Here is a 14,343-nt window from a genome sequence, read left to right as displayed (position 1 = left end):
CGGGTATTTCCGTTTGCCAACAGAAGAGTAGGTGAGCACTAAGTAATGATTAGACAACGTACACTGAAACAAGCGATAGCAACCACTGGGGTTGGCTTGCATAAGGGCAATAAGGTTAACCTGACCTTGCGTCCTGCGCCGGCTAATACTGGGGTTATCTTTCGCCGTACCGACCTTGAGCCAGCAGTGGATATACCTGCCCGGGCTGATTGGGTGCGCGATACGCAAATGTGTACCTGTTTAATCAACGACAACAATATTCGTGTGTCGACTGTTGAGCATTTACTAGCGGCCGTTGCTGGATTGGGAATTGATAACCTGATTGTGGAAGTTGATTCACATGAAATCCCGATCATGGACGGTAGTTCGCACCCGTTTGTTTACCTGCTACAAAGTGCGGGTATCGAACTACAGAATGCGGCGAAGAAATTCGTTCGCGTTAAGCGTCCAGTGCGTGTAGAAGAGGGTGACAAGTGGGCAGAGTTGTTGCCGCACAATGGTTTTAAAATCGATTTCGCCATCGATTTTAATCACCCCGCAATTGCTGACACCAACCAAGTGGTTAGTATGGATTTCAGCAGTAAGGGCTTTGTCAAAGATATTAGCCGCGCACGTACCTTCGGCTTTATGAAAGACATCGAGTATTTGCGTGCGAACAACTTGGCGTTAGGCGGCAGTTTCGATAACGCCGTGGTATTAGACGAGTTTCGGGTCATGAATACCGATGGACTGCGTTACGACGACGAGTTTGTTAAGCACAAAATCTTAGATGCGGTGGGCGACTTATATATGTGCGGGCATAGCCTATTGGGTCACTTACGCGCATTTAAATCAGGTCATGCATTGAATAACCAGTTATTACAAGCGGTATTCGCTGAGCAAGAAAACTGGGAATTTGTCACCTTTGAAAGTGAAGCTGACCGCTCTCCAATCGCCTATGCTGCGCCGGTATTAAGCCAGTAATCATTTTTTGTCGGCGCTGGCTGCTCTCTCCGCCAGCGCCAACAATTGTTCCCGCAACGCCCCAGTACTTCCCTCTGCCAATTTTCTCAGCCGTTTTGCAGTGTCACTTTCATCGTTTTTCTGTTGCTCTTGCCGGGCAAATGCTTCAGGATGAATTCTAATATCAACATGGCGAAGTGGCGCAATCGTCGCGTCTTTCGAAAAATGCGTTATAATGGCGCCTTGTTGAAACTTTAATCGGGTTGCCCAAGCGGCCGAAGAAACACTGACAATTAATGTGTCGCCCTTAATGCGTACAACCCGACAATGATTTGCAAGTTCGTTATCGAGGCAATCCACTAGCTGCTTTTGCCAGCGTTTAAATTGCTCGGCGAAGCTTTGGTATTGGCGTAACTGGCTACTGTTTTCGGTAAGTCCAGTAGCGACTAACGCACTTGTAGTTTTGGGACGATCGGCCATGGGTAAGTTTAGGTCGCTTAGAAGACAGTATAGAGAATTAGCATGAGTTTATCAGTCTTGTACAGAGGCTCCAAAATTCGTTTCAAAATATCGCTCAGTCGGCGACGCTTACTGTCATATGCCGGAATCGTTGCGGTAGGGCTCATGGTCTATTGGCAACCTTGGGCATACAAGGGGCTCGATAGCGACTATGCGCAGCAGCGCATCAGCAAGGAGCAGCAGCAACTGGTGTTGCAGCAACAAGCATTGAAGTCATTACGTGCCGAAACAGAAAAGAAGCTTGGCGCAATGACACTCTATTTGGGGGAATTGCGTGCCCAAATGCGTCGTCTTGACGCGCTTGGCCAGCGTTTGGCGTCGGTGGCTGAACTCGACAACGGCGAGTTTGACTTCAGCCAACCCGTTCCTGCTGGGGGGCCAGAACTGGCCGTTGCAGACTTACCGAAAGCCACTGGTGGCGAAGTGCTCAGCCAAATCGACCAAATGTTGGCAAGAATTTCTGACAAACAAAATCAGCTATCACTACTTGAGTCTGTGATGATGAATCACAATATCAATAGTGAAAGCTTCATTGCTGGGCGTCCCATCGACTCGGGTTGGTTGTCATCGCAGTTTGGCGTGCGTAAGGATCCCTTTACCGGGGTTCCAGCAATGCATGAAGGTTTAGACTTCGCCAGTTACGACGAAGACGTTAAAATTAAAGCCACCGGTGCGGGTGTAGTCACTTGGGCTGGTGAACGATATGGCTACGGCAATCTGGTAGAAATTGACCATGGCGGCGGTTTAAGAACCCGTTATGGTCACAATAAGAAAGTTTTAGTAAAAGTGGGTGACGTGGTTACCCGCGGCCAGCAAATTGCGGAAATGGGCAGTACCGGACGGTCTACTGGACCCCATGTGCACTACGAAGTGCTTCGCAACGGTCGTCAAATAGACCCTTATAAATTTGTCTATCGCAAAATAGACGACAAATAATTATCCGCAGTAGTGGCTGCAGCGGTACCTCCAGGTACCGTTTTTGTTTTATCACATTGACACGATAGGAAAGATCAGGCGCATGATTGGCAGTTTGTTTCGTAAAGTATTTGGTAGCCGCAACGATCGGATTCTGAAATCGCTACAAAAAAAAGTAGAACAAATCAACGCGTTAGAAAAAGACTTCGAAGCGCTGAGCGATGAACAGTTACGTGAAAAGACCGCAGAGTTTCGCAAGCGGTTGTTGCAGGACGAGAGCATTGAACAGCTTCAGGTAGAGGCTTACGCGACGGTACGTGAGGCTTCTAAACGCGTGTTTGGGATGCGCCATTTCGACGTTCAATTGGTCGGTGGTATGGTGCTTCACGACAATAAAATTGCTGAGATGCGTACCGGTGAAGGTAAAACCCTTACCGCAACCTTACCCGCTTATCTCAATGCATTAGCCGGCAAAGGCGTGCACGTGATTACCGTAAACGACTATTTGGCCAAACGTGATGCTGAATGGAATCGACCGTTGTTTGAGTTCCTTGGCATGACAGTCGCGTTTAACATTCCGGGGATGTCGCCGGAGGATAAAAAAGCCGCCTATCAAGCAGATATTACTTACGGTACTAACAACGAATTCGGCTTCGATTATTTGCGCGATAACATGGCGTTTTCACCAGAAGACCGAGTTCAGCGCGAATTGCATTATGCGTTAATCGATGAAGTCGATTCAATCTTAATCGACGAAGCGCGGACCCCACTGATTATCTCAGGTCCAGCGGAAGACAGTTCAGAGCTCTATCGGCAAATGAATGAGTTAGTGCCATCATTGGTTCGTCAAGAAAAGGAAGATACCGAAGAAGAACGCGGTGATGGCGACTTCACCATTGATGAAAAAGCCAAACAGTTGCATTTAACCGAAAATGGTCAGGAGCATGTAGAAGAGCTGCTCAAAGAAAAGGGCATGTTAGCCGCCGATGATTCGCTCTATTCAGCCGCCAACATTACTCTGTTGCACCACGTGAACGCGGCATTACGCGCACATCACCTGTTCCAAAAAGACGTCGATTATATTGTTAAAGACGACCAAATCATCATTGTTGATGAGCATACGGGTCGTACCATGGAAGGGCGCCGTTGGTCAGAAGGTTTACACCAAGCAATGGAAGCGAAAGAAGGCGTTACCATTCAAAATGAAAACCAGACTCTGGCGTCAATCACGTTCCAGAACTATTTCCGTTTATACAATAAACTGGCCGGTATGACCGGTACAGCAGATACTGAAGCGTTCGAATTCCAATCAATTTACGGCTTAGAAACCGTGGTTATTCCGACCAACCGTCCGATGGTGCGTGATGACCGAGCTGATCTGATTTATCTAACCACACGGGAGAAATACGAAGCCATTGCTGAGGACATTGAAGAATGCCGTAAGCAAGGGCGACCTGTGTTGGTGGGTACGGTCTCGATCGAAAACTCGGAGCTGCTTTCGCAACTGCTAAAGCAAAAGAAGATCAAGCACAGCGTACTTAACGCAAAATTCCACGCACAAGAAGCGGATATTATCGCGCAAGCGGGTCGCCCTGGTGCCGTCACCATTGCAACCAACATGGCTGGTCGCGGTACCGATATCGTCTTGGGTGGTAACTGGCAAGTTGAAGTCGAAAAACTGGAAGATCCGAGCCAAGCACAGATTGATAAAATCAAAGCCGATTGGCAAAAAGTACATGACGAAGTGATTGAAGCAGGCGGCTTGCATATCGTCGGTACCGAGCGTCATGAATCACGCCGTATTGATAACCAGTTGCGTGGTCGTGCGGGACGTCAAGGGGACCCAGGTTCATCGCGCTTCTACTTATCGTTAGAAGATCCACTGATGCGTATTTTTGCCTCAGAGCGGATGGCGTCGATGATGAAACGCCTAGGTATGAAAGAAGGCGAAGCGATTGAGCACCCGTGGGTTACACGCGCCATCGAAAACGCACAACGTAAAGTTGAGGGACGCAACTTCGATATCCGTAAGCAGTTGTTAGAGTACGATGACGTGGCAAACGACCAGCGCACAGTCGTGTACGAACAGCGCAACGAGCTGTTGGACGAAGGCGACATTTCTGAAACCATCGACGTGATCCGGGAAGATGTGGTCAATGCGGTAATTGATGAATACGTGCCACCACAATCGTTGGCAGAGTTGTGGGATTTACCCGCGTTAGAAGAGCGCTTAGTCAGCGACTTCCACATTCAGTTGCCGCTGCAAAAATGGTTGGACGAAGAAGACCATTTCCATGAGGAAGTATTGCGAGAGCGCGTTTTAGCGGCGTTGGTAGAAGCTTATAAAGAGAAAGAGCAGATGGTCGGCGACCAAGTAATGCGTCGATTCGAAAAATCTATCATGCTACAGAGCTTAGACCAACACTGGAAAGAACACCTAGCGGCAATGGATCACCTGCGCCAAGGTATTCATTTGCGTGGCTATGCACAGAAGAACCCAAAACAAGAATACAAACGTGAAGCGTTCGAGTTGTTCACCGAAATGCTGGAAAACTTGAAGCTAGACGTGGTGACGATTCTGAGTAAAGTAAAAGTTCGCGCGGAAGAAGACGTAGATGCGGTCGACCAGCAACGTCGTCAAGCCGATAGCGGGCCACGCGAATTCCGCCATGAGCAAAGCTCTGCCACAGCAGAACAAAACGATGATGCTGCACCGCAGCCGCGGCGAGTACAAAAAGTCGGGCGTAACGACCCTTGCCCTTGTGGCTCAGGCAAGAAGTTCAAGCATTGTCACGGCCAGCTATAGGCTGTCGAGATAATCATGTCTAAGACGATTCATGTTGCCGTGGGGGTTATCGAAGACGCCCACGGTCGTATTTTTATCAGTCGTCGTCATCAGCAACAACATCAAGGTGGCAAATGGGAGTTTCCCGGCGGTAAAGTAGAGCCAGGAGAGTCTGTGCATCAAGCCCTGTGCCGAGAATTGCAAGAAGAATGCAACATCACCGTGCAAGATTGCGCGCCATTGACCGTGATTGAACATCAGTATGACGATAAACGGGTACGTTTAGACGTTTGGTGGGTACAGCGCTTCACGGGCGAAGCAAAGCAGCTTGAAGGGCAAGAGTGGCGTTGGGTAGAAAAACACCAACTCGATGCCTTTCAGTTTCCCGATGCCAACAGAGCGATCATTGAACGTATTTTAATGACCGCGCAAAACTATCAATAACCTTCATCGTTCTCGGCGTCCGGCAAAATGACCTGTTCGCCGGGAATGGCTTTCTCTTCGTTGGCCCATTCACCGAGATCGATCATCCGGCAACGTTCGCTACAGAATGGTCGAAAAGATGATTCGGCTTGCCATTTAACAGGCTTGCCGCATTCTGGGCATTTAACGGTTAAACTCATGGATGATGTCCTTACACTATTTGTCTTGGCAAGTGGCAACGCGGCACTCAACCGTATGTGGGTAGGATGAGCTATTGGCGTTGCTGTCAGCATTGATAAAGCGAATGGTATAGCGTTGTTTGTGGCCACTCACTACCGGATAAGCCGAAACGGTGGCAGGCACCTCTATACGCAGCAAGATCAACCCCTCGCCGCTACCTTGAATGAGACCATTAACAGCGGTTAAGGGCGCCAACTCAGCATTTTCCCGCAAGAATTTCAACGCCATCATAACCGCTTGTTGTAATGGCTCAAAGGCTTGTGCCCATTGCTGCCGTTGCTTTACTTTCACTGTATGCGGCTGCGCACACCAATAGTTCAACTGCGGCAGATCAAAGTAGGCAGTGATTCCCGGCATGCTAAAACGTTGGCGTAGGCTTGCCAGGAATTTGTCAGATTTCAGCGCGAGCGTGGCTTTGACACTGTCTTGTAACGCTTGTAATAGCTGCTGTATATCTTTAACCGTGGCCGCCAAAGCAACTTTATCGACACCAGGATGTGACTGCCATTGCTCAGCAGCCGCTAGGCGTCGCTCTAAGTCTTTGATTAAGTCGTTACGGCAGTCGCTGCGCTCGACCAACTCAAGCAAATTAAACAGCACGGTAAAATAGTGAAAACTATCGCCGCCTTGAACATCACAACATTGCTTTAAGCGCGCACTGAGCTGTTCTAAACGCAGGTAGTTACGCACTTTTTCCTGCAACGGAAATTCATACAGAATTGGCTGTTCAAATAGTGATGCTTGGCTGCTCATTGCGATGTTTTCGTGGTTGCTAGCTCGAATAATTGCCGGTGAAGGCTTTCAACATGCCGTTTTAAGTCGGCAACAGTGCCTGAATTATCAATAATATAAGTTGCTGCTGCCTGTTTTTCCTGGCGCGACCATTGCGATGCCATTATCGCACGAACTTGCTCGGAACTCACCCCGTCACGCTTTTGCGTGCGGCTAATTTGCAGTGCTTCTGGCACGTCGATTAATACCGTTGCTTGGCATAGCGCATCCAATCCATTTTCGAATAGTAGTGGCGCGACAAGCACTACATAAGGACTTTTGGCTGCTTGTAATTGCTGAATGATCTGTGCCCGAATTAACGGGTGCAATAGGTTATTTAGCCACGCTTTCGCATCATGGTTGGCAAATATTTTTTCCCGTAACGCGGCGCGATCTAGGCTGCCGTTAGCGCGAATAATCGAGGCGCCGAAATGCGCGGAAATTTTTGCTAACGCCTCCGACCCAGGTTGAACCACTTGGCGCGCGACGACATCGGCATCAACAATATCAATGCCACATTCCGCAAATGCGGCACTGGCCGCAGATTTGCCACTGCCAATGCCACCTGTTAAACCAATAATCACCATCTTAACTCAATAACCATTGCCAATAGGCCGTTAGCATAGGTTGACCGTAAAAGTAGCTGATAATTCCCGCTACAATTAAGAAAGGTCCAAAAGGAATGGGTTGCGAACGTCCGTTCTTAATCAGTAGTAGGCCGCCAAACAATGCCCCGACCACTGAGCTAAGAATAATGGTCACGGGCAAAAGCGTAATACCGGTCATCGCGGTGATCAGCGCCAGCAATTTGAAATCGCCAAAGCCTAAGCCGTCTTTGCCTGTTAGCGCTTTAAATAACCAATACACCGACCATAACGACAAATAGCCAGCAACGGCACCAATGATGGCTTGTTCGGGAGCGATCGGGCCACCAATTGCCGACCACCACAGTACTAACCACAATAGCCCTAGGGTTAATACGTCGGGAAGCAGTTGGTGCTCGGCATCGATCATGAATAACAGCAGCAAGCCAAAGCCAACAATGGCGAAGCATATGCTGTCGAGGTTAACCCCTTGATACCAAGCAAGCGCACCGAACAATGCAGCGCTCAGCGCTTCGATAATGGCGTAACGGGCGGCAATCGGCGCTTTACAGTGGCGACAGCGACTACCGAGCAATAACTGGCTGACTAGTGGAATATTATCGTACCAACTGAGCGTTGTTTGGCAGTTGGGACAGTGAGAACGAGGAACGGCAATATTAAATGCTTGTTGCTCGGGTTCTGCTAATGGCTGTTCCAGTAGCAGCTTACAATCGCGCCGCCATTGTCGTTGTAGCTGTTGCGGCAAACGCACAATAACAACGTTGCCAAAACTGCCAATTACAGCACCAATAATGGTCGCCAAAATGGTACCGATGATGGATCCCTGAATTAACCACTCAGCCATTTTCCCTGCCTCAATAAAACGCCATTCCAAGTTGTAATAACGGAATGTACATTGCCAATAAAAAGCCGCCAATCAACGCACCAACAACCAGTAACAGCATGGGTTCAGCGAGCTTTTGTAAGGTTGCTAATTGCTGTTGTTGCCGCTGTAGGTAATCGTCAGCCAGCTGCTGCATTGCTCGGTCGATAGTTCCAGAATGCTCGGCCAACTGCAATAGTTGGCAATCCCAATGGCTACCCAGTTGACTCTCGCTAAAAGCCTCAGCCCAAGAGCTGCCCTCACTGAGGTGTTGGTGAGCGCGATCCATCATAGCACGCTCGGCTTTTTCCTGACTAATAGCGCCGACCATCGCTACAGCCTTCAAGGCAGGTATTCCAGTTTTTAGCAGCACCGCCAACAGGTAATAACGCCAATAGCGCTGGTCATTTACCAACCAGCGTCGCAGTAGTGGCTTTACTAGCCACCACAAGCTCTGACTGTGATAGTGCCACACCAGCCGTAATATTCCTGCAATCGCCGATAAAGCGGCCACTATTGTACCGTTATGGGAAACAAAGTACTCGGAGAGTCGAAAAATCCATCTCGTCAGGCCAGGTAAAGCGGCTGGATCGTGGTTGCCATTTAAGCTAAACAGTTGCTGGAATTGCGGTGTAATCCACTGCAACATAATGGCGAATACCAAGGCACTGACGGCGAGTAGAATTTTCGGGTAGAGTAATGCTTGGCGTCGCTGTAGGGTTCTTTTATCTGCGGCTTCTGCAAGCTCCACTAAGCGCTGTAACATCAGGGTTAGCTGCCCACTTTGCTCAGCAACAGCGAGTAGTTGTTGGCTAAAACTGGAAACAATGTCGGTATAAAAGCGTAGTGCTGAGGCTAGGCTCTCGCCTTGCTCTAGTTGCCGTTGTAAATCCATTAATAGCCAACTTGGCCGTTGCGCGCAGCGATGTGTAAGAAGTTGGAGCGCTTGCGCTATTCGCACGCCGCCAGCAAGCAGTTGCTGCAGGCCTGCCAATACCGCCGTCCATTGTTTCTGGCTACAGAGTTCACCATGGCGCCAGCGTCGATAGCGAGTTAATTTAGCGTTAGCGAGGTTGGCGCTAACTAACTTCTGCCGTGCTTTAAACGCTGTTGCCGCATGAACGATGCCGGATTGCTGTTGATATTGGTAACACCAACGCTGCTCAGTCATCAATACCTCGCCAGCGCTGCAAGTCGTCTACGGAAATTTCGCCGTTGCGAGCAGCCATTAATAGGCTGTTGGATAACGGCGCGAGCCCCCATGGAGCGAGCCATTGCTGAATGTCGGCATCGCTACTCAACTTGCTGGCCGCCCCGTGCGCTGAATGCGTCGGTACCACTTCAAAGAATGCCTTGCGCTGACGGTAGCCGTAACGACAGCGCGAACAACCAATAGCTTGCCAAAAGCCATCCTCACGTTGTTGCCGGCAGTGTTGGCAAAGCACGCGCACCAGCCGCTGACTGATAATTAACTGCAGGCTTGCGGCTAGGTCGGCTTCGGCAATACCGAGTTGTTGCAACCGTTGGAGAGTATCGATAGCGCTCTGCGTGTGCACAGATGCCAGTACCAAATGACCGGTTTGCGCCGCTTGTACAGCAATACACGCGGTTTCAGCGTCACGGATTTCGCCAACCAGAATAACATCCGGATCTTGCCGTAATAATGCCCGTAAAATGGTCGCGAAACGTAACCCAATGGCGTCATTGACCGTGACTTGCTGAACGCCAGCAAGTGCCATTTCTACTGGGTCCTCGACGCTACAAATGTTTAGCTGCTCGTGGCTAAGAGATTGCAACGCAGCATACAGTGACGTGGTTTTGCCACTGCCAGTAGGGCCGGTTACCAAAATTAACCCTTGGGCGCGCTGTAACTGCTTAACCCATAATTGATACTGCGGTTCAGTTAGGCCTAACGCGGCTAATTGCGGGAGTTCGCTGGCGTTGGCAAGCTTCCGGAGAACCAGTTTCTCTCCCCATAGGCTGGCTAAGCTGCTCACTCGAAACTGCCAACTCTGCTGGCCGACGGTGTGTTGTAAACGGCCATCTTGTGGGCGCCGCTGTTCACCGATGTCCAGTTCAGCGGCAACCTTAATACGGGTGATTAACTTGTGACCCTGTTGTAATGACAGTTGCGTCACGCGCTGCAACTTACCTTGTAGTCGCTGCCGAATATTGGTACCAAACTGCTGCGGTTCAATATGTATATCGGAAAGTTGTTGAAGCTCAGTTTGCTGCAGCAGTTGCAGTAGCGGGTCGTCAGCGGCTTCGCTTGCGCCGGGTGAGATCGCTTTTGGCTGGCTTAACATTTCCAAATATTGCTCTACGGCATGACTATCGCTACAGACCATCAGTAGCTGTTGGTAGCCGGCAAAGCGCAGTGTTTGGCGTAAACGTGGCAACATTTCAGCAGCAGCGGCAACCACGATGAGCTCGGGATAGTCTTGGAGCACCACACAGGGCGTTTGCTGCAAAAAATTATGGCTAAAGGGTTGTGGCGGAAGTGCTCTTGCATCCCATTTCTCGAGTAAGCAAGCACTCACTGAGAGCTACCGTCAAGGGGTCCTTGGCAGTTACTGACTACCGATTGTCCAGCACTATAATCAGAACAGTGTTTTTGCCATTGTAACCCTGCCGCGTTGAGCTGTGGTCGCCAGCGAATAGTGAGTGCTTGCTGGTCGCTGCCGAGTAGACTAAATTGCGCAGTAATGCTGGCATCGTTGGGATCGATCGTGAGTGTGGTTAAGGGCTCGGCAAACAACGTCGGAAGCGCTGGAACGTCATGCTGGCCCGGTTGACCGCACTGAGTGGCTTGCCCATACAATTGTAGACAAACGCCAATACCCAATTGCCAAGGTTTCACTAACTGTTCCGCATTCAAGGATCTGGCACGTGCGGTGTAGTGCTGATACGCGGGTACCGCGATGGCGCTCAAAATACCCATAATGGCCATGACGACCATCAACTCGAGTAAACTGAACGCTTGGCTTTTCCGGTACATGGTTCGGGCTCCTTAACCAATAAAGTGAGCCCGAAACTGTTGAACAGATTACTACCTGCGTAAAGTGGAAGCCACTGTAAGCGTTTAGCCCTTGGCTATTGAATCCGCAATGACAAATCTACTGCGGTAACGTGTTTGGTCAGTGCTCCAGAAGAGATAAAGTCAACGCCCGTTGCGGCAAGTTGGCTAAGCGCTTCGGCAGTGATATTACCGGAAACTTCTAATTTCGCGGTAGCGCCCTGAAGCCGGTTTTCCGCCACCGCCGTTTCGATATCAGCCAAGCTAAAGTTATCCAGCATGATAATATCGGCTTGCGCAGCGAGTGCTTGGCGAAATTCGTCTAACGACTCGACTTCCACTTCTACCACCACGCCCGGTTTATTGTTGCGGGCGGTGGCAACGGCTTCGGCGATACCGCCGCAGGCGTGGATGTGGTTTTCTTTGATCAAAAAGGCATCGTAAAGGCCGATGCGGTGATTGGTTCCGCCACCACAGCGAACCGCATACTTTTGTGCCAAACGCATACCAGGCAAGGTTTTACGGGTGTCGAGCAATTGCGTTTTAGTACCTTGCAAATAGCTCACATATTGTGCGGTTTGTGTCGCTGTACCAGACAGCGTTTGTAAAAAGTTTAGCGCCGTACGTTCGCCCGTGAGGATGATTCGGGCTGGGCCGCTTAGTTCGCACAGTACTTGGTTGGCGGAAACCTGCTCGCCATCTTGTACTAGCCAGTTAACCGTTACTTCGCCGCCCAATTGTCGAAATACTTCTTCAACCCATGCGCGACCGCAGATCACAGCGTTGTCTCGAGTGATAATGGTAGCCCGGCTATGGCGCTCTGCGGGAATCAGTTGCGCCGTCAGATCATGCTCTGCTACCAGACCGTCTAAGTCTTCTTCTAGCGCTATAGTGACAGCCTGAACGATGGCCTGTTGATTCATAGGGCTTTACCTTTAATGCTTCTGTACCGATACTAGGTGGCAAACTTTACCTGTTTGTCGCTGAAGTGAAAAGTTATTGTATCGAAAATCATTGTTTAACTGGCGTTGAGCAACGCCCGTCGCCACATTTTGATCAACGGCCCAATACCGATGACATTAGCTTGTTGGTGATTCATAGCATCAGTTTACCGGCCGGTGAGTTTGCCTTACCGCATATTGACGAGTTGTTTATGGGGCAGCTAGACACCGGTCCGGAGTCTGGGTTTGAAGCACTGGCGGGGTTGCGAGTGTCGGCACACCTAGTGATTCACCGTGATGGCCGGGTGGTGCAATATGTGCCCTTCAATCAACGCGCCTGGCATGCTGGCAAGTCGCGTTACTGCGGGCGCAAACGGTGTAATGATTATGCGATTGGAATTGAGTTGGAAGGGACCGACGACACACCATATACTGAACAGCAATACCAAAGCTTAATTGCGGTGAGTAAAGCGCTGCTGGCGCACTACCCGCAACTGACACGGCGCCGCATTGTTGGGCACCAGCATATTGCTCCAGGGCGGAAAACCGACCCCGGCCCGGCATTTAACTGGTCGCATTATTTAGCGGCATTATAAAGGAATAGACGCTATGCAATTATTGGTCATTTTATTCGCCCTTGCTATAGAGCGCCTGTATCGGGCAGGCCCGCGTTGGCATTGGCAGCACTACCAACGAATTTGGTTGCTGCGGGGTGAAGCGATGTGGCGTCGTCGACATGCCGAGCAATCGCCAGAGCCTTGGCAAGAAGCGCTGTGGATGCTGTTACCGGCGCTTGCCGTGTTAGTCATTATTGCACTGGCAAACCATGGATTGGTGGAGTTCGTGCTCAGTATCGTGCTGTTATTTATGGCGATAAACTGTCAACCGCAGCGCGCGCTGTACCGTCAGTACCTGCAAGCGGCAAATCGCGGCGAACAGGATTTATGCGACCAATACGCGCAACAGGCACAGCAACAGCTCGATGCAGTTCCTATTGAGGGAATGCGTAGCGTGTTGATTTGGCAGCATTATCAACATTATGCCGCCGTCGTGATCTTCTACTTGCTGTTCGGCATCGTCGGTGTAGTGTCATACGCGACCGTCAGAGAAACCGCGATTTTAGCCACACGCTATCCTAGCCAATTCCAACTCAATTGGAGCCGCGTGTTGTGGGTGTTAGATTGGGTGCCAGCGCGAGCAACGGCCGCTGGGCTCTTATTAGTCGGACACTTCAGCCAAGCGCTGGGTGTTTGGACGCGATTAATCACTCAGCCGCAACTCGGTGGACATGAGATATTGTTGCAAACTGCAGAAGCAGCGATGGACCCGCATGAAGATGATGATAATCACTCGGGGCGGCTAACCCATGCGATTGAATTGTTGAAGCGTAATTTACTGTTATTGGTGTGTCTGGTCGCTATCTTGACGCTGTTTGGCCACTAGTCGCAAGGTTTTCTTTACTGTCTGAACTGATCGTACCACCCAGAAAAAATTTGGGGGCGTTGGGTAAACTGATCTACAATAACCACTTCATTTGGTAAGACCAATTTACCGAGAGGGTGGATGGCCTACGAAAGGGTAAAGCAAACCAAGCTGTCAGATGTTATCGTCGAGCAACTCGAGGCGATGATTGTTGATGGCCGTTTGCAAGCTGGACAGCGGTTACCCTCAGAGCGCGATTTGGCGGCACAGTTTGATGTGTCGCGGCCATCTTTGCGTGAAGCCATCCAGAAATTGGAGGCGAAAGGGCTAGTTCAGCGTAAACAAGGTGGCGGAACCTACGTTACTGAGGGCTTCTCGCCAACGCTTTCTGACCCACTGTTCGAATTACTGGCGCAACATCCAGAATCGCAATTTGACTTGCTGGAGTTTCGCCATGCCCTTGAGGGTATCTCTTCGTTTTATGCGGCTTTACGCGGAACAGAAGCGGATATCGTTAGAATTCATGAAAGTGTAGAAAACATTATTGCCAGCCAGCAATACGACGCCAACAAGCAGGCGCAAGCGCTGGTCGACTTTTACATTCGCATCGCCGAAGCGTCACATAATGTGATCTTGTTGCACGTGGTGCGCGGTATGCAAGAGTTACTGGCAGAAAATATTTACCAAAATTTAGCGATGCTGGCGGGTCATGACGGCATCCTGACACAACTAAATGCCCATCGCCAACGTATAGTGAAAGCTATCGTCGACGGTGAACCGGAGCAGGCGCGCGAAGCCTGCCACCAACATTTAGCCTATATTGAACAGGCACTATTGCAATTGAGCCAAGAGCAATCTCGCATTCAACGCTCACTGCGACGTTCCTGAATTGAGCTGAAATA

At 50.0% G+C, this 14,343-nt stretch carries 16 protein-coding genes; 7 read left to right on the top strand and 9 right to left on the bottom strand.

Going from position 1 to position 14,343, the window contains the following annotated elements; genetic code table 11:
• The first annotated feature begins 45 nt into the window (after positions 1–45).
• Complete coding sequence (gene lpxC / locus CWI84_RS07165; protein WP_126841911.1) at positions 46–963, top strand: UDP-3-O-acyl-N-acetylglucosamine deacetylase; 918 nt, start codon at positions 46–48, stop codon at positions 961–963.
• On the opposite strand, the gene CWI84_RS07160 is transcribed toward lpxC, so the two are convergent.
• Positions 964–1,422: a DUF721 domain-containing protein gene (locus CWI84_RS07160; RefSeq protein ID WP_126841910.1), complete on the bottom strand. Its 459-nt coding sequence runs from the start codon at positions 1,420–1,422 to the stop codon at positions 964–966. It abuts the gene before it with no gap.
• Between the two features lie 42 nt (positions 1,423–1,464).
• Here CWI84_RS07160 and CWI84_RS07155 point away from each other — a divergent pair, with 42 nt between their 5' ends.
• From CWI84_RS07155 to mutT, 3 genes are all read left to right on the top strand, one after another.
• Positions 1,465–2,397 (top strand): M23 family metallopeptidase, encoded by a 933-nt coding sequence (locus tag CWI84_RS07155; RefSeq protein ID WP_126841909.1) that lies wholly within the window; start codon positions 1,465–1,467, stop codon positions 2,395–2,397.
• An 82-nt stretch (positions 2,398–2,479) separates the two neighbouring features.
• Positions 2,480–5,182 (top strand): preprotein translocase subunit SecA, encoded by a 2,703-nt coding sequence (secA, locus tag CWI84_RS07150; RefSeq protein WP_126841908.1) that lies wholly within the window; start codon positions 2,480–2,482, stop codon positions 5,180–5,182.
• A 15-nt stretch (positions 5,183–5,197) separates the two neighbouring features.
• Positions 5,198–5,605 carry an 8-oxo-dGTP diphosphatase MutT gene (mutT, locus tag CWI84_RS07145; protein ID WP_126841907.1) on the top strand — a complete coding sequence of 136 codons (408 nt, stop codon included), beginning with the start codon at positions 5,198–5,200 and terminating at the stop codon, positions 5,603–5,605.
• Here mutT and yacG read toward each other — a convergent pair.
• The 8 genes from yacG to nadC form a co-directional block, all read right to left on the bottom strand.
• Complete coding sequence (gene yacG, locus CWI84_RS07140) at positions 5,599–5,784, bottom strand: DNA gyrase inhibitor YacG (RefSeq protein ID WP_126841906.1); 186 nt, start codon at positions 5,782–5,784, stop codon at positions 5,599–5,601. The genes mutT and yacG overlap by 7 nt on opposite strands.
• Positions 5,785–5,800: 16 nt before the next feature.
• Positions 5,801–6,577, bottom strand: a complete 777-nt coding sequence (locus CWI84_RS07135; protein ID WP_126841905.1) for a cell division protein ZapD — start codon at positions 6,575–6,577, stop codon at positions 5,801–5,803.
• On the bottom strand, positions 6,574–7,182 hold the full coding sequence (gene coaE, locus CWI84_RS07130; RefSeq protein WP_126841904.1) for a dephospho-CoA kinase: 609 nt from the start codon (positions 7,180–7,182) through the stop codon (positions 6,574–6,576). Before coaE ends, CWI84_RS07135 begins: the two co-directional genes overlap by 4 nt.
• A 1-nt stretch (position 7,183) precedes the next feature.
• Positions 7,184–8,044 carry a prepilin peptidase gene (locus CWI84_RS07125; RefSeq protein ID WP_126841903.1) on the bottom strand — a complete coding sequence of 287 codons (861 nt, stop codon included), beginning with the start codon at positions 8,042–8,044 and terminating at the stop codon, positions 7,184–7,186.
• Positions 8,045–8,054: 10 nt separating this feature from the next.
• Positions 8,055–9,233 carry a type II secretion system F family protein gene (locus CWI84_RS07120; protein WP_126841902.1) on the bottom strand — a complete coding sequence of 393 codons (1,179 nt, stop codon included), beginning with the start codon at positions 9,231–9,233 and terminating at the stop codon, positions 8,055–8,057.
• The gene (locus CWI84_RS07115) at positions 9,226–10,602 is read right to left on the bottom strand and encodes a GspE/PulE family protein (RefSeq protein ID WP_126841901.1); all 1,377 of its coding nucleotides are present in this window, start codon (positions 10,600–10,602) and stop codon (positions 9,226–9,228) included. The genes CWI84_RS07120 and CWI84_RS07115 overlap by 8 nt, the downstream gene beginning before the upstream one ends.
• Positions 10,599–11,060 carry a pilin gene (locus tag CWI84_RS11845; protein WP_126841900.1) on the bottom strand — a complete coding sequence of 154 codons (462 nt, stop codon included), beginning with the start codon at positions 11,058–11,060 and terminating at the stop codon, positions 10,599–10,601. The genes CWI84_RS07115 and CWI84_RS11845 overlap by 4 nt, the downstream gene beginning before the upstream one ends.
• Before the next feature lie 95 nt (positions 11,061–11,155).
• Positions 11,156–12,001, bottom strand: a complete 846-nt coding sequence (gene nadC / locus CWI84_RS07105; protein ID WP_126841899.1) for a carboxylating nicotinate-nucleotide diphosphorylase — start codon at positions 11,999–12,001, stop codon at positions 11,156–11,158.
• A gap of 65 nt (positions 12,002–12,066) precedes the next feature.
• Here nadC and ampD point away from each other — a divergent pair, with 65 nt between their 5' ends.
• The 3 genes from ampD (at position 12,067) to pdhR (ending at position 14,329) form a co-directional block, all read left to right on the top strand.
• Positions 12,067–12,615 carry a 1,6-anhydro-N-acetylmuramyl-L-alanine amidase AmpD gene (ampD, locus tag CWI84_RS07100; protein WP_126841898.1) on the top strand — a complete coding sequence of 183 codons (549 nt, stop codon included), beginning with the start codon at positions 12,067–12,069 and terminating at the stop codon, positions 12,613–12,615.
• A gap of 13 nt (positions 12,616–12,628) precedes the next feature.
• Positions 12,629–13,462, top strand: a complete 834-nt coding sequence (ampE, locus tag CWI84_RS07095) for a regulatory signaling modulator protein AmpE (RefSeq protein ID WP_126841897.1) — start codon at positions 12,629–12,631, stop codon at positions 13,460–13,462.
• Positions 13,463–13,582: 120 nt separating this feature from the next.
• On the top strand, positions 13,583–14,329 hold the full coding sequence (pdhR, locus tag CWI84_RS07090; protein WP_126841896.1) for a pyruvate dehydrogenase complex transcriptional repressor PdhR: 747 nt from the start codon (positions 13,583–13,585) through the stop codon (positions 14,327–14,329).
• Positions 14,330–14,343 lie beyond the last annotated feature (14 nt).

The organism is Idiomarina tyrosinivorans (assembly GCF_003987475.1).
In the GTDB taxonomy this organism is placed as follows: domain Bacteria; phylum Pseudomonadota; class Gammaproteobacteria; order Enterobacterales; family Alteromonadaceae; genus Idiomarina; species Idiomarina tyrosinivorans.
This window is presented reverse-complemented; position numbering and strand designations above follow the sequence as displayed.

Bases quoted from the DNA above. Each gene is read 5' to 3' on its own strand.
- CWI84_RS07135 (WP_126841905.1), bottom strand. From the start codon at position 6,577: ATGAGCAGCCAAGCATCACTATTTGAACAGCCAATTCTGTATGAATTT.
- lpxC (WP_126841911.1), top strand. From the start codon at position 46: ATGATTAGACAACGTACACTGAAACAAGCGATAGCAACCACTGGGGTT.
- mutT (WP_126841907.1), top strand. From the start codon at position 5,198: ATGTCTAAGACGATTCATGTTGCCGTGGGGGTTATCGAAGACGCCCAC.
- CWI84_RS07155 (WP_126841909.1), top strand. From the start codon at position 1,465: ATGAGTTTATCAGTCTTGTACAGAGGCTCCAAAATTCGTTTCAAAATA.
- secA (WP_126841908.1), top strand. From the start codon at position 2,480: ATGATTGGCAGTTTGTTTCGTAAAGTATTTGGTAGCCGCAACGATCGG.
- CWI84_RS11845 (WP_126841900.1), bottom strand. From the start codon at position 11,060: ATGTACCGGAAAAGCCAAGCGTTCAGTTTACTCGAGTTGATGGTCGTC.
- CWI84_RS07125 (WP_126841903.1), bottom strand. From the start codon at position 8,044: ATGGCTGAGTGGTTAATTCAGGGATCCATCATCGGTACCATTTTGGCG.
- yacG (WP_126841906.1), bottom strand. From the start codon at position 5,784: ATGAGTTTAACCGTTAAATGCCCAGAATGCGGCAAGCCTGTTAAATGG.
- nadC (WP_126841899.1), bottom strand. From the start codon at position 12,001: ATGAATCAACAGGCCATCGTTCAGGCTGTCACTATAGCGCTAGAAGAA.
- CWI84_RS07120 (WP_126841902.1), bottom strand. From the start codon at position 9,233: ATGACTGAGCAGCGTTGGTGTTACCAATATCAACAGCAATCCGGCATC.
- CWI84_RS07160 (WP_126841910.1), bottom strand. From the start codon at position 1,422: ATGGCCGATCGTCCCAAAACTACAAGTGCGTTAGTCGCTACTGGACTT.
- coaE (WP_126841904.1), bottom strand. From the start codon at position 7,182: ATGGTGATTATTGGTTTAACAGGTGGCATTGGCAGTGGCAAATCTGCG.
- ampE (WP_126841897.1), top strand. From the start codon at position 12,629: ATGCAATTATTGGTCATTTTATTCGCCCTTGCTATAGAGCGCCTGTAT.
- pdhR (WP_126841896.1), top strand. From the start codon at position 13,583: ATGGCCTACGAAAGGGTAAAGCAAACCAAGCTGTCAGATGTTATCGTC.